Below are 13,668 nucleotides of genomic sequence, written 5' to 3'. Positions count from 1 at the left end.
TATGGAACAGATCATTACAGTCATCAAAAATTGCGCTACATTCCGCTGCTTTTTGCTATGCTCAGCAAGCAAGAACAATAAAATCATGAGACTAATATGCGTGTTTTACATCATCTCGAACAATCACGATCGTTTCGTATTCTCTGGGCCATGGAAGAGTTAGGACTGGATTATGAAGTGCAATATTATCAGCGCCAGCCTAATCTTTCCGCGCCACCCGCTTTAAAACAGATCCATCCCTTGGGTAAGGCACCAATTCTGACCGATCAGGAGCAGGTACTGGCGGAATCTGCGGCGATCCTGGAGTATTTACAGGAAAGCTATGATGAACAGCAGCAGTTTCGCCCAAAAGATCCTGCCGATAAGGCCCAGTACCGTTACTGGATGCATTATGCAGAAGGTTCATTAATGCCACTGCTGGTGATGCAACTGGTGATGACCACTGTACCGAAACATACCCCTTTGCTGATTCGACCAGTAGCCAAGAAAATTTGTGAGGGGGTGAAGAAACAGTTTGTACAAAGCCGCTTAAAAGATCATATCCAGTTTCTGGAACGCTATTTGAGCGAACATGATTATTTTGCCGGACATTTCAGTTTTGCCGATATTCAGATGAGTTTTCCTTTGGAGGCCATGCAAAGTCGTACCGGTCAAAGTTATCCTGCGATTCAGGCCTATCTGAAACGGGTATCACAACGTGCTGCCTATGCGCGGGCCCTGGCGAAAGAGAAATAGATCGCATCCTGAATAAAAAAGCTGCCGATGGCAGCTTTTTTAATGGGAATATTAGTCTGGAAAACTCAGGCGTTCTTTGGGGAAAATCACCTTGAAGGTAGAGCCCTGGTTTTCTTTAGATTCGATTTCCAGATGTGCCTGATGCTGCATTAATACATGTTTCACAATCGCCAGTCCCAGACCGGTACCACCAGTACGCCGGCTCCGGTCTGAATCAATGCGGTAAAAACGTTCGGTCAGACGTGGCAGATGTTTGGGGTCAATCCCGATGCCGTTATCCTGCACTACAAAATATGCCGATTCACCGTCATCATGCCAGCCCATGGTGATGGTGCCACCTTTGGGAGTGTATTTGATCGCATTGGTGATCAGGTTGCTAAAGGCACTGGCCAGTTCCATGTCGGAGCCAATCAGATCACAGTGGCTGTCAATGTCCAGATTCAGGGTATGCCCATAATCGATATTATAGGCCTGTGCATCATCAAATAGCTGATTCATCAGACTTGGCATTTCGATGATCTGGTTTTTGGCAATATTCTTGTCATTTTCCAGACGTGACAGCAGTAGCAGGTCATTCACCAGCGCGTTCATGCGTCGGGTCTGCGACTGCATCTGATCAAAGGCGCGTTTCCAGCGCGGATTGATATCTTCCTGGTCGGTAAAGGTTTCAATATAGCCACTGAGTACGGTTAAAGGCGTGCGCAGCTCATGCGAAATATTATCGACAAAATCTTTACGCATCTGTTCCAGATTGTGCATCCGGGTCACATCATAGGCGACCAGTACCCGGCTTTCTCCACCAAAGCGGGTCATTTTGACCTGGACATAATGATCTTCGAACAGCGAAGATCTCATTTTCAGGCCATCCGGTGACTCATCAATATGATGATAATATTCAATAAAACTCGGCTGGCGCAGCAAAGTTAAAATATTACGGCGACGGTCATCACTGGAGATCCCGAGTAGACGTTCGGCGGCTGGATTCCACCATTCAATCTGCTGGTTTTCATCAATTAAAACCACTGCTTCTTGCAAGGCCACCAGTGAAGACTGCGCTCGATCGATCAGTTCCACCATTTCTGCCTGCACAATCCGTTCCTGCCGCTGAGCGCGATAAACATTGAATAACAGTGCGCCCCAAATCCCGCCGATATTCGGCGGAACATCATAAGGGCGATTAGAAATCCATTCATTGACCAGATATAAAGAGCGCATCTGGGTGCTAAAGAACGCCACAAAGGCAATGACGATACAAATCCAGAAATACCCAATCCCAAAACCGATAAGGCTGGCGATGATCAGGAAAAAAGCCAGTAAGCGTAAATCCTGTTTGGCAAAATCCCATAAACTGCTGTAACGGATTCTTTTGTGCTCACGTGCCAGTTCGGGGACAGGGTAGGGTTCATACATAAAACAAGATTTACCTTAAAAGACGTTAACCTAAAGCCACATCTGCACGGGTTGAAAAACGGTAACCGGTTCCACGTACGGTTTGTACATAGCGGTTTGCGCCATAAGGTTCCAGCACTTTGCGCAAACGGCGTATATGGACGTCAATAGTGCGGTCTTCAATATAGACGTTGCCGCCCCAAACCTGATCCAGCAATTGCGCACGGGTATAGGCACGTTCCGGATGGGTCATAAAGAACGCCAATAGACGGTATTCAGTTGGCCCCATTTCCAGAATTTTATCACCAAAATTAACCCGCTGACTGACCGGATCCAGAATCAGGCCATTGGCATCAATGGTTTTTTCACCGCTGAGTGCATTGGCACGGCGCAGGACAGCTTTAATGCGTGACACCAGTTCCCGGGTCGAGAACGGCTTGGTCATGTAATCATCGGCACCGGCATCCAGACCTTGTACTTTGTGGTCTTCTTCACCGCGTGCGGTCAGCATGATCACCGGAATTTCTGACAGGCTTTCATCACGTTTCAGACGACGACATAGATCTACACCGCTGATCCCGCCCGGCATCATCCAGTCCAGCAAAATCAGTGCCGGACGCTGATCCACAATCATCTGATGCGCCTGCTTGGCATCTTCGGCCTGTAAGCATTGAAAACCGGCCATATCCAGAGAGGTATGGATCATTTCCCGAATCGGGAGTTCGTCATCGACGATTAATATGTAGTCATCTTTCACAACGCAATACCCTATTTCATGTAAACGGTGAACCGTTTTATATTTATGACAGGCTTATTACAAAGACTAATTATGACAGTATCATTGCAGAAAGGGAAAAACTGCTGAAATTCGCAAAGATTTGTGACAATTTTAGTAAAGAAACTTGTTAAAAAATCATAAATTAATTTTACTTTTATCGGTGCTTCAGCAGAAATTAGCAACCTGTTTTAGAATGCAGAAAATCTGATTAAACCTTCGATTTAACAGCTATTTTTTGTCGGAAAATGACTCCAATAATGCCAAAAATACCACACTGCATGATGATAAAACTTCCTCAAGTGACTGCTTGAATCCACTCATGACCCAGCGAATGGCAATTTGGGTGACATAGCCATTTAAACCGGTCGACACCAGTGAAATTTCCTGCTCACTACGATTTAACTGCGGCATCATTAACATGACAAAGGCATGAATCATGCGGTCGAAGCGCGACATGGTTTCATGAATGGTGGCCTGATTATGCAACTCCTGCACCAGCATGGCATCAATATAAATGATCCGTGCCATACGCGGATTGTCACGCAAGGTGCTAAGCAAGGCGGTTAGCCCCGCTTCAATCATTTTTTTCGGATCAGTGGATGCCTGCATCATGGCCTGCATGACATTCTGTTGCAGTTCATCAATCAGTTTTAAAAAGATGGTCTGAAACAGGTGCTCACTTTTTTTAAAAGATTCATAAAAATAACGTTCAGTCAATTTGGCTTCATTGCAGATATCTTTCACGGTTACTGAAAAAAAGCCATGGCTGCCATAAGCTTCAATGCCGGCTTCAATCAGCTTTTCACGACGTACCTGCTGTCGCTCAGCCATCGACAGGCCTTTAAACTGACGTTCCTTGCTTTTGGGTGGTCGTGATGGTGCTGCTGCATTGATTGAATCGGTCATAAGGCCTGGCTACTCATCTGCATGAAGATTTTGAATATCTTAGCAATAAATCACGCTTTGACCTATGTCGAAATTCAGCAGAGAAATTTGGCCGCTAAGGACATCGGATAATTATTGACAATATATATTGTCAATAATTATATTGAGGGTCTGTGCTAACTCCTGAAACAACAGAACAAGATCCTGCTGTCATGGAAGAGCAGTTATTTACATAAGGAAATTCAATGAAAAATTTTAAGAATAAAGTCGCTGCCATTACCGGTGCCGGTTCAGGGATCGGTCAGCAGCTGGCAGTTTTGCTGGCACAGCAAGGCTGTCATCTGGCACTGAGTGATATTAATGAACAGGGACTGGCACAAACGGTTGAATTGTTGCAGGGCAGTGATGTTCGGGTGACGATTCAAAAAGTCAACGTGGCCAAGCTACAAGAGGTACGCAGCTGGGCAGCACAGGTGGAGCAGGATCATGGCAGTGTCAATATGATCTTTAACAATGCCGGCGTGGCACTTGGCTGTACCGTAGAAGGTGCGAGCTATGAAGATCTGGAATGGATCGTCGACATTAATTTCTGGGGCGTGGTGTATGGCACCAAAGAATTTTTGCCTTTAATCAAGAAAACCGGCGATGGTCATGTGATTAATATTTCCAGTCTGTTTGGTTTAACCGCGCAGCCGACCCAGTCGGCATATAACGCGACCAAGTTTGCAGTGCGTGGTTTTACCGAATCCTTGCGTCAGGAACTTGATCTGCAAAATTGCGGTGTGAGTGCACTTTGTGTACATCCGGGGGGAATCCGTACCAATATTGCCAATGCTGCGAAAATGAATGACAGTATGCTGACCTTGGGCATGAATCCGGAAAAAGCCGCCCGTAATTTTAATAAACTGCTGCGTTGCCCGCCAGTAGAAGCCGCTCGTCAGATTCTGGAGGCGGTACAGAAAGACAAACGCCGTTTATTAATTGGTAACGATGCCAAAGCTGTTGATTTGATTCAACGGATCTTGCCAAGCGGCTATCAGCATGTCACTGCACTGGCAAGCCAATTCGGCAAAAAGAAGAAAAAATCTGCTTAAATCATTGGATATTAAACCCGCGAAAGCGGGTTTTTAATCTTTTATTGCAGATCAGGAGTGAGTTGCTGTAAGGCTGTAGGCATGTAAAATAATGAAGCTAAACCAATATTTTAATGGTTTTTTTCTTCCAGACCAACTGATAATACAGTCCCTGCAAAATACACATGCTGACAAAGGCCAATGCATAGGCATACCAGATCCCTTCCAGCCCCCACCACTGGCTAAACAGATAAGCGGCAGGAACTTCAATACAAAGAATTGCAAAAATATTGATCAGCATCGGTGCAGTTACCGTGCCACTTGAACGCATAATTGACGCAAAAATGGCGCTGGCACCAAAGAATAAAATGGACCAAAGCACAATGAATAAAAGTTGCTGACCCAGCACCACGACCTGAGGATCAGTAATAAACAGTGCCATTAAATATTTTGAGAACAGGTAGGCCAAAACTACCAAACTGCCAGTAAACAGAATATTCATACTGAGTGCAGTCCGTGTGACTTTATTCAGCAAATCGGATTTTCCTGCACCAATCGCTTGTGCACCAAATACAGAAGCTGCAATCGCAATCGACAGAGCAGGAAACTGGATATAATTTAACACCTGGTTGACCGCACCATAGGCAGCCGTTGCTTCTGCGCCATAGCGGTTGACCAAGCCGACAATCACCAGACCGGCGACAGAAGTCGTGATCATCTGTATTCCAGTCGGAACGCCCAGACTTAAAATAATTTTGCTTAATTTAGGCTGATGGCGGATATGTTTTAATAATGCCCAGTCGAGCCTGAGCGGATGTTGTTTATAATTTAAATACAGGACTAGAAACAACAATACGGCCAGATTACCCAAAATGGTGGCAATTGCCGGCGAGATAATGCCCATTTGGGGAAAGCCAAAATATCCGGCAATTAATATCGGGGTGACTACCAAGCCCACGCCAATGGTGAGTGCGGAAGCAAACAGCGGTGTGGTGCTGTCGCCTACACCGCGCAAGATAGAGGTATAAATAATATAAATAAAAATTAGGGGACTACCTGCCAGCATCCATTGCACATAGGGCAAGGATAAATGCATCACCTCCGGATCTGTACCGAGCGCCAAGAGGATATTTTCGGCAAAAATCACACCAAACAGCGCGATCAAGCTTCCGCCAATCAAGGTCATAAATAAAGTTGAACCGACCACACAGCGCACTTTTTCGATATTTTTTGCGCCCCAGGCCTGTCCAATAAGTACAGTAGAACCGGCAGATAAGCCAATGACAAAAGCCATCAAACAAAACAGGATCGGGAAAAATACCGCAACCGCAGCAATGGCATTGACTCCCAGCATTTGCCCGACAAAAACCGTATTAATCGTGCCTGAAAGGCTTTGCAGGATATTGGTTGCAATTAATGGCAACAGAAATACCAGAAAGGCCTTCCATAAATTCTGTTGTTGGATCAGTGATTGCTGTACCATGCCCTATCCTGTTATTGATTTTTCATCTATTTAATTATATTGCTATTATTGAATAAAGCAGGAATAAAGGCCTTAGCTTTTAAGTAACTAAGGCATTTATTTTATAAGAATTTTAGTTAAAATTTGAATTAAACCTTTGAAAGAATTTGACCTGCCTGAATCAGGGTCTGTTCTTTTTTTGCAAAACAGAACCTGAGCAGGCGTAAATCGGCAGGCGCTTGCTGGTAGAACACAGAGACTGGAATTGCCACGATCCCGTGTTGCTCTGCCAGAAAATGACACATCTCTACATCATTTAAATCAGGCCGGATAGCCGAATAATCGAGATTCTGGAAATAAGTTCCTTGAGAGGGCGTCCATTTAAAACGTGATGTTTCTATTGATGAATTAAATAGATCACGTTTGTTTTGATAGAACCGGGAAAGTTCGCGTATATGTTCAGGATGCTGTTGCATGTATTCCGCCAAAGCCACCTGAATCGGAGTCACGCCACAGAAGCTGGCAAACTGATAAATCTGTCTGAACATTTTCATGAGTGGCGGTGCCGCAATACAAAAACCGGTTTTCCAGCCGGTGACATGAAAGGTTTTACCAAAAGAACCAATCACGAAGCTACGCTCGCGCAGTTCAGGAAATGACCAGGCTGAATGGTGCTGAACGCCGTCGAAAACCAGATGTTCATAGACTTCATCGGATAACACCACAATATTGCGCTCACGGATCAGCTCAATCAGATGTTGCCAGTCTGCTCTGGACCAGACACTACCGCTGGGGTTGTGAGGAGTGTTGACCACAATCATGCGGGTACGCTTATTGATGGCATCTTTCACCTGATTCCAGTCCACAGAAAACTCTGGATGCTGTAATGCAATATGTACAGGCGTTGCACCAGCCAGCTGTACTGCAGGTGCATAACTGTCATAGCTCGGATCGAAAATAATCACTTCATCACCCGCACGAACTGTGGCCTGAATCGCACAAAAAATCGCAATTGTGGCGCCGGAAGTAATCGTGATCTCTTCTAGCGGGTCAATGCTCAGCTGATCGCGCTGTCGATACAGATCGGCCACCAGCCCACGCAATATCGGCAAGCCATCTCCAGGTGCATACTGGTTAAATCCGTTATGACTGGCCCGGCTCAAAGCCTCAATCAATGCCGGTGGCGCAGGAAAGTCTGGAAATCCCTGTGAAAGGTTCAATGCGCCGAGTTTTTGTGCCAGGGCCGACATGGTGCTAAAAATCGTGATGCCTAGATCAGGCAGTTTAGAGGGGAATTCCAGCATGTCCTTGGCCTTGAAAATAAGATTGAATCCAGTGTAGCAGCAAGTTCTACTCTGGATAATCAGAAAATTCTGAAATATTTGGCATTATTTTTACTTCTATTTTTCAGAGATTTATTGAATAGGTGCAATTGAATTACTGAAAATCAAATGCCTAATTATGTGAAATGCACACTGAGCTGGACGAAATGGACAACTTTTCCTAGAATTTGCTCCACAAGAATAATGCTTAAAACTATAACTATAAAATGCCAAAACATATTCATCTGCTGCTGGAGCAACTTGGGCTGAACCGGCAGCATCGTGCGCTGCATCTGCAGTTTTCACATCTGCCCTTAAATCATCAGGTCCTGATTCAGCGGGTTGATGGCCAGCATCAGATTAATCAGGGTCTGCAGGCAGAACTGATCTGCCTTTCTACGCAGGCCAATCTTGCTTTAAAGCAATTTATAGGCTGTCAGGTGGCAGTAGATCAGGTAACAGATCGTGGCGAACTTTTTCGAACCAGTGGCATTATTACCGCAGCCAGTCAGGGACACAGCGACGGTGCCTTGAGCTTGTATAAATTAACTATGCAGGATGCTACTGCACTCTGGCACAAACGCCGTAATAGTCGGGTGTTTATGAATAAGAGCGTACGCGAAATCAGTGAAATATTATTTAGTGAATGGCAAAGCAGAAGTGCATTATTTGCAGCCAGTCTTAGTCTGGACTTGACCGGATTAAATCGGGATTACGATGTACGCCCTTTTGTGATGCAGTCCAATGAGTCGGATTATGATTTTTTAACACGTTTATGGCGTAGTGAAGGAATAAACTGGCTGATTGATGAAAAGCACTCCATTGTTCCGGTGTCTGCTACTGAGATTCAGCCGCAGAACCTGCGTTTAATCGATCATTCTCAAGCCTTTTCAGCTTTAAAACGCCGTTCAATCCGCTTCCATCGCAGTCATGCCACCGAGCAGTTTGATACGCTGACCAGTCTGATTGCCGTACGTCAGCTTAATTCCAACAGTACCCATACCCAGCGCTGGCAAGCGCAGCACCTTGCGCAGGATCAAAGCCAGTCCTTATTAAATACTCATCAGCAAAGTAGCGTGCAGGATACGGCCAGTCTGAATCTTGAAGATGCCTGGAGCATTAGTCCGGCCTGGACAGGTGATTTGAATGCCGAGGATCAGGTGACGGCATCTGGTACGGCACAACTGGAACGACTGAATCAGCAGCTCAATCATTATCATGCGCTGCAATCCAAATATTTTAAAGCCAGCAGCAGTGTACGTGATGCTCAGGTCGGGTATTGGTTTGAATTAAAACAGCATGCTGAAATTGATCAGCATCCCGTGCATGAGCGTGAATTTTTGATTTTGGGTAAACGCTTCTATAATCAGAATAATTTACCTAAAGATATTTTATTGCAGCTAGACAGCTTGCTCGGCCAAAGTGATTGGCAAATTTCGGAGGAAGAACGGCAGGCCAATGAGTTGTATATCGTCCGCCGTGACATTCCGGTCGTACCTGAATATCAGCCTTTTGCGCATCGCCCCGCTGCATATCCGCAGCGGGCTCGAGTGGTCGGGCCTGAAGGTGAAACAATCCATGTCGATGCTTGGGGAAGAGTGAAAGTTCGCTTTCTATTTACCCGAAGTGATGACCATCAACATGATGCTGGTGCAGGCAGCAATGACAATGATAGCGATTCGGCCTGGATTGATGTATTAACCCCTTGGGCTGGTGAAGGTTATGGAGTCAGATTGCATCCACGAGTTGGTGAAATGGTGGTGATTGATTTTTTTGAAGGCGATATCGATCGGCCCTTTGTTATGGGACGGATTCACGAAGCAGAACGACATCCAGTGATGTTTGATGCGAAGGGACAGTTACCAGCCACCAGAAAACTCAGTGGGATCCGTTCCCAAGAAGTAGAGGGTGAGGGTTTCAACCAGCTGCGTTTTGATGATACGACGGATCAGATTAGTGCGCAGTTACACAGTAGTCATGGTGCTAGCCAATTGAATTTAGGAAATCTCAGTCATCCTAAAGAAACCGAATCGAGTGAAGGTCGTGGGGAAGGGTTTGAACTAAGGACAGATCAGTGGGGGGTGGTACGAGCAGGGCAAGGCTTACTGATTTCGACCTATTCGCAAGATACAGCAGCAGGTAATCACCTGGATGCTAAGCCTGCCAAGAACCAGATGGAATCAAATCTGAATAACACCAAAGTTCTGAGTGACATGGCAGAAGCTCAGCAGACTGATCCGCTTGAGCTTTTTAATAGCTTAAAACAATTTCTGAATCAACTTGAGACTGAAGATGCGAGCAAAGCCACTGCATTTAAACAGGCTGTTATGGTATTAACGGCACCACATTCGATTGCGCTGAGTACAAATGAAAATATTCATTTATCTGCAGACCAGCAGATAAATTACAGTGCAGGGGAAAGTATCCATCTATCGACTCAACAGTCTCTGATTGCACATGCGCAGCACAAGATCAGCCTATTTGCTGCTCAGAACGGAGCACGCTTATATGCAGGCAAAGGTAAAATTGAAATACAGGCCCAAGATGATGCCATCGAAGCAATTGCACGGAAGGTGATTAAGCTGATTTCAACTGAAGACAAGATTGAGATCACCAGTCCGAAAGAGATCCTGCTAACCGCGGGAGGGTCTCAAATAAAGATTAATAGCAGTGGAGTATGTATCACAACTGGTGGAAAGTTTGAATGTAAAGCGGGGCAGCATTTGTTTGAAGGTGGAGCGACCGCTAAAGCTGAAATACCCAATTTACCTATAATTCAAGATATTAAGACTTTCACAAATAAATGGGATTTTTATAATCTTTTCTATGAGGCTGATTTTAAGGATGTTAAATATAAATTAATCAATAATAGAAATAATACCTATGTATTAGGCACACTTGATCAACATGGTCGAACTCAACGTATGAGTAATTATAATAACGAAGGTTACGACATTCTCATTGGTACAGAAGATAAATGGACTGTGCTTGTCGATGATGAAAATTTAGAAGAAATAGATCATATTTGTAGTTCTTGTGGGCAAGATCAAGATGAGGAAAATGAGGAATAATTATGAACTGTCTTGCAAATATTAAATTTTTAGATGCTCTTGACCAACCCATCAATGGTTTAGTTCATCAACTCTGGGTAGGTTCAACGCTAATTTCTGATTATGTTACACCTGCAAGCGGCGAATCTGTATGGATTAGGCGGCCAGTTGGCACTACTATTGATGTAAAAATAAAAAGTATTACATCGGGCCAATATAAATCTAAGGTTAAAATAGAACTTATTGGTGAAAAGGTAGTCTTTATTGTTCGTAGCCCTAAAGTACTTCTGAAAGGTTTAAACCTCTCAGCCAGGGATGTAGCAACAGGTACATATTTAAGATCAACATATATAGTCGCTGAAGGTGATTATTTATCCCGGATTGCAGCTGATAACCATACAACTACAGCGGAGTTGAGTAGGATAAATAATCTAAAAAGTGATACAGATATCCATCCAGGACAAGTACTTAAGATTCCTCTTAAAAAAACTGAAGTAACTGTTTTAGCATCTGAAAGTAAATCTAAGCTAGAAGTACCAGCATCAAGGAAGCAAGAAAAAACGAAGGTTATAGTTGTTCAGAAGAGTGATACTTTATCATTGATTGCTAAGCTTACAAGAAACTCTCCAGATGAAATTAGAAAGCTTAATAATTTAAGTAGTGATAAAATCAGTCCAAATCAAAAACTAAAAGTTTATGATCGTAAAGTTACTTCTATTTCAACTAAACCTCAAGCAGAGAAGAAAGGAGAAGATAGTTCTTTAACTCCCCCCATAGTTAAACAAAATGCCTCTGAAAATAAAGAAAAAACGCCTGTAGCTAAGGTTGAATCGCCGCTACCTGTCAATAAAAATGGTTTATTGCCACAAGCATGTGGAAGAGAAAAATATTATAAGAGAACATTAGCTCGAATAGCTGAGCTTCATTCGGTTTATCAACCTTATATTATTAAATTAATTAATACAGGGTATCAAAAACTAGGTATATGCTGGGTGATTACAGATGGTTATAGAAGTCCCTCTGCGCAAGATGCGTTATCAAGCGCTAATACAAAGGCTAAAGGATTGAGCAGTTATCATCAATATGGTCTTGCAATAGATCTATACTCTGTCCGAGATGGCGAAATCGTTCTTTTTAATAAAGAATTAAGTATAGAAGACAGAACAAAACAAACAGAGAGTGATCACAAAAAATTAGGGCCTATAGGGGAGGAGTTGGGGTTGGTTTGGGGAGGGAGGTGGAAGACTATAATAGACAATCCCCATTATGAATTACATCCTAATGGAAAAACTTGGCGTGATTTAAAACCAAAGTTATTAGAAATTGGTGTAAGTAATTATAAAAAATTGGAATTTTAATAATCAGGATATCTGTGTATGAAGCCCATTTTTTTATTAGTGTGTATTTTTTTTCTGTCTAGTAGTTGTACTGCTAAAAATTATTTATATTATAAGCATACAGGCTATGAAATTAATAATAAATTTAAAAAACTACAAGGATTTAATATTGATTATGAAGTAGAGAATGGAGGGCCTATCTTTAATAATGAGATAAGTATTTATAAAGTTAGCAAGGCTAAATGTATAATTGTATCTAAAATAGATGGTGATTCAGGGGTGTATGGTACGGAAACTATTTTATATTTTTCTAATGCTAAAATATTAGAAGGTTACAGAATAAATTATAGTTATAATTTCTTAGATGGAGAGGGTTCTAAAAAAATAAATAGATTGAACTATGAAAAAAATAGAAAAAATGAAAATTTAGATCAACTAAATAAAGAGTTAAATGGATATTTAAAGTATATTAATAAAAAAACTTTAAAAGAGTGTAGTTAAACTATTATGAAATAGCCTGATTTTTTTCTTTAATTAAATAAAACACTTTAGTTCATAAAAAAAGCCGACTTCCGTCGGCTTCTTAAATCACCCTTCCAAAACTTCTTCCAACAACTCTTCACTCGGTGCAAAGTAATATGCTCCATCTAGTGGAGTGACGAAGTGTAGCAAGCGATCATGGATCCCATCGCCAGACGTACCAAACATACGCTCTAACATTGCATCAATAATAGTTAAATCTTTGGTATAGGCAATGAAGAATAGACCTTGGTCACCACGGCCATCACCATAAGGCAAAGAATGACGGAGAATCTCCATTTCTTCGCCTTCTTCATCTTCCACTACAGTACGTGCAACGTGAGCATTTGCCGGTTTAACCTCATCCTCCAGTTCAATCGATTCCAGTTTGGTACGACCCATCACTTGCTCTTGAGTATCGACTTTCAGCTTTTTCCACTTTTCCAGATCATGCGCATAACGCTGGGCAAAAATAAATGAACTATCTTGGAAAATGCCCGTATCTTCACCGAGTAATGCCACCTCAGCACGATCATCTGGGAATTGCGGATTTTCAGTGCCATCAATAAAGCCTGTCACATCACGGCCATCAAAATAGCGAAAGCAGACACGTTCATCCAGAACTTCAACCTGATCCTGAATCCCTTCAAAAAAAGCCTGACTCAGCGCAAAACAGATATCCGCCCGTGCACTGGCAATATGAATCAGAATATCTGCCGGAACAACCGGCATTGCAAATGAACCCTGAATCGGTTCAAGCTGTTTGAAACCCGCAGGGCTTTGTGAATAAAGTCTTGACCAAAGCTCAGGACCAAAAGCGACCGCTGTTTTAATTTGTGCTTGAGGATGTTGCGTAATCAGACGATCACGAGAAGTAAAAAGATGTTCTAATTTTTCTTTGAGTGCTTCAATATTTAAGTCTTTAAGACGCAATACAATAAAGCGAGCATGATCTGAGGGGAGGGGCAAGATTACCGATTGGGCTGTCATTCATGGCTCCTGTAATGATAAATCCTGTTTTTTAATGCACATATTGTGCCTGAAGCTCTGCAGAGTGAACAGTGCAGCGCCTTATATTTAAGCAATTTTTTAGCCTGAACCTATTGGATAAGTCCTAT

The 13,668-nt window shown here is 43.0% G+C and carries 11 protein-coding genes; 5 read left to right on the top strand and 6 right to left on the bottom strand.

What is annotated here, in order from left to right; all coding sequences use genetic code 11:
* The first annotated feature begins 96 nt into the window (after positions 1 to 96).
* Positions 97 to 735: a glutathione S-transferase family protein gene (locus FTV30_RS07555; protein ID WP_180001345.1), complete on the top strand. Its 639-nt coding sequence runs from the start codon at positions 97 to 99 to the stop codon at positions 733 to 735.
* Positions 736 to 786: 51 nt separating this feature from the next.
* Here FTV30_RS07555 and phoR read toward each other — a convergent pair whose 3' ends face one another.
* From phoR to FTV30_RS07540, 3 genes are all read right to left on the bottom strand, one after another.
* The gene (gene phoR / locus FTV30_RS07550; RefSeq protein WP_180001344.1) at positions 787 to 2,145 is read right to left on the bottom strand and encodes a phosphate regulon sensor histidine kinase PhoR; all 1,359 of its coding nucleotides are present in this window, start codon (positions 2,143 to 2,145) and stop codon (positions 787 to 789) included.
* Between the two features lie 25 nt (positions 2,146 to 2,170).
* Entirely contained in the window at positions 2,171 to 2,881 is a 711-nt protein-coding gene (gene phoB, locus FTV30_RS07545; protein WP_005094589.1) for a phosphate regulon transcriptional regulator PhoB, read from the bottom strand.
* Between the two features lie 249 nt (positions 2,882 to 3,130).
* Positions 3,131 to 3,808, bottom strand: coding sequence for a TetR/AcrR family transcriptional regulator (locus tag FTV30_RS07540; RefSeq protein ID WP_005173788.1), 678 nt, complete (start codon positions 3,806 to 3,808; stop codon positions 3,131 to 3,133).
* A 224-nt stretch (positions 3,809 to 4,032) separates the two neighbouring features.
* Between FTV30_RS07540 and FTV30_RS07535 the strand changes: the two genes are divergently transcribed.
* On the top strand, positions 4,033 to 4,881 hold the full coding sequence (locus tag FTV30_RS07535) for an SDR family oxidoreductase (protein ID WP_074383703.1): 849 nt from the start codon (positions 4,033 to 4,035) through the stop codon (positions 4,879 to 4,881).
* Positions 4,882 to 4,978: 97 nt separating this feature from the next.
* Here the strand turns inward: FTV30_RS07535 and FTV30_RS07530 are convergent, their stop codons facing one another.
* Complete coding sequence (locus tag FTV30_RS07530) at positions 4,979 to 6,343, bottom strand: MATE family efflux transporter (RefSeq protein WP_180001343.1); 1,365 nt, start codon at positions 6,341 to 6,343, stop codon at positions 4,979 to 4,981.
* Between the two features lie 128 nt (positions 6,344 to 6,471).
* The gene (locus FTV30_RS07525; RefSeq protein WP_005094579.1) at positions 6,472 to 7,626 is read right to left on the bottom strand and encodes a methionine aminotransferase; all 1,155 of its coding nucleotides are present in this window, start codon (positions 7,624 to 7,626) and stop codon (positions 6,472 to 6,474) included.
* Positions 7,627 to 7,871: 245 nt separating this feature from the next.
* On the opposite strand from FTV30_RS07525, the gene FTV30_RS07520 reads away from it, so the two are divergent.
* Genes FTV30_RS07520 through FTV30_RS07510 form a run of 3 tightly spaced genes read left to right on the top strand, consistent with a single transcriptional unit; the run spans position 7,872 to position 12,532 of the window.
* On the top strand, positions 7,872 to 10,715 hold the full coding sequence (locus FTV30_RS07520; protein ID WP_180001342.1) for a type VI secretion system Vgr family protein: 2,844 nt from the start codon (positions 7,872 to 7,874) through the stop codon (positions 10,713 to 10,715).
* 2 nt (positions 10,716 to 10,717) lie between these two features.
* Positions 10,718 to 12,052, top strand: coding sequence for a LysM peptidoglycan-binding domain-containing protein (locus tag FTV30_RS07515; RefSeq protein ID WP_180001341.1), 1,335 nt, complete (start codon positions 10,718 to 10,720; stop codon positions 12,050 to 12,052).
* 18 nt (positions 12,053 to 12,070) lie between these two features.
* Complete coding sequence (locus FTV30_RS07510) at positions 12,071 to 12,532, top strand: hypothetical protein (RefSeq protein ID WP_100329702.1); 462 nt, start codon at positions 12,071 to 12,073, stop codon at positions 12,530 to 12,532.
* A gap of 87 nt (positions 12,533 to 12,619) precedes the next feature.
* On the opposite strand, the gene FTV30_RS07505 is transcribed toward FTV30_RS07510, so the two are convergent.
* Positions 12,620 to 13,540: a Dyp-type peroxidase gene (locus tag FTV30_RS07505; RefSeq protein WP_180001340.1), complete on the bottom strand. Its 921-nt coding sequence runs from the start codon at positions 13,538 to 13,540 to the stop codon at positions 12,620 to 12,622.
* Positions 13,541 to 13,668: the final 128 nt, after the last annotated feature.

The organism is Acinetobacter sp. YH12255, assembly GCF_013417355.1.
Taxonomy (GTDB): Bacteria; Pseudomonadota; Gammaproteobacteria; order Pseudomonadales; family Moraxellaceae; genus Acinetobacter; species Acinetobacter pseudolwoffii.
This window is presented reverse-complemented; position numbering and strand designations above follow the sequence as displayed.

What these genes read in the sequence shown, in the direction of transcription:
- FTV30_RS07555 (WP_180001345.1), top strand. Translation starts at nt 97, where the DNA reads ATGCGTGTTTTACATCATCTCGAACAATCACGATCGTTTCGTATTCTC.
- phoR (WP_180001344.1), bottom strand. Translation starts at nt 2,145, where the DNA reads ATGTATGAACCCTACCCTGTCCCCGAACTGGCACGTGAGCACAAAAGA.
- FTV30_RS07540 (WP_005173788.1), bottom strand. Translation starts at nt 3,808, where the DNA reads ATGACCGATTCAATCAATGCAGCAGCACCATCACGACCACCCAAAAGC.
- FTV30_RS07535 (WP_074383703.1), top strand. Translation starts at nt 4,033, where the DNA reads ATGAAAAATTTTAAGAATAAAGTCGCTGCCATTACCGGTGCCGGTTCA.
- FTV30_RS07530 (WP_180001343.1), bottom strand. Translation starts at nt 6,343, where the DNA reads ATGGTACAGCAATCACTGATCCAACAACAGAATTTATGGAAGGCCTTT.
- FTV30_RS07525 (WP_005094579.1), bottom strand. Translation starts at nt 7,626, where the DNA reads ATGCTGGAATTCCCCTCTAAACTGCCTGATCTAGGCATCACGATTTTT.
- FTV30_RS07520 (WP_180001342.1), top strand. Translation starts at nt 7,872, where the DNA reads ATGCCAAAACATATTCATCTGCTGCTGGAGCAACTTGGGCTGAACCGG.
- FTV30_RS07515 (WP_180001341.1), top strand. Translation starts at nt 10,718, where the DNA reads ATGAACTGTCTTGCAAATATTAAATTTTTAGATGCTCTTGACCAACCC.
- FTV30_RS07510 (WP_100329702.1), top strand. Translation starts at nt 12,071, where the DNA reads ATGAAGCCCATTTTTTTATTAGTGTGTATTTTTTTTCTGTCTAGTAGT.
- FTV30_RS07505 (WP_180001340.1), bottom strand. Translation starts at nt 13,540, where the DNA reads ATGACAGCCCAATCGGTAATCTTGCCCCTCCCCTCAGATCATGCTCGC.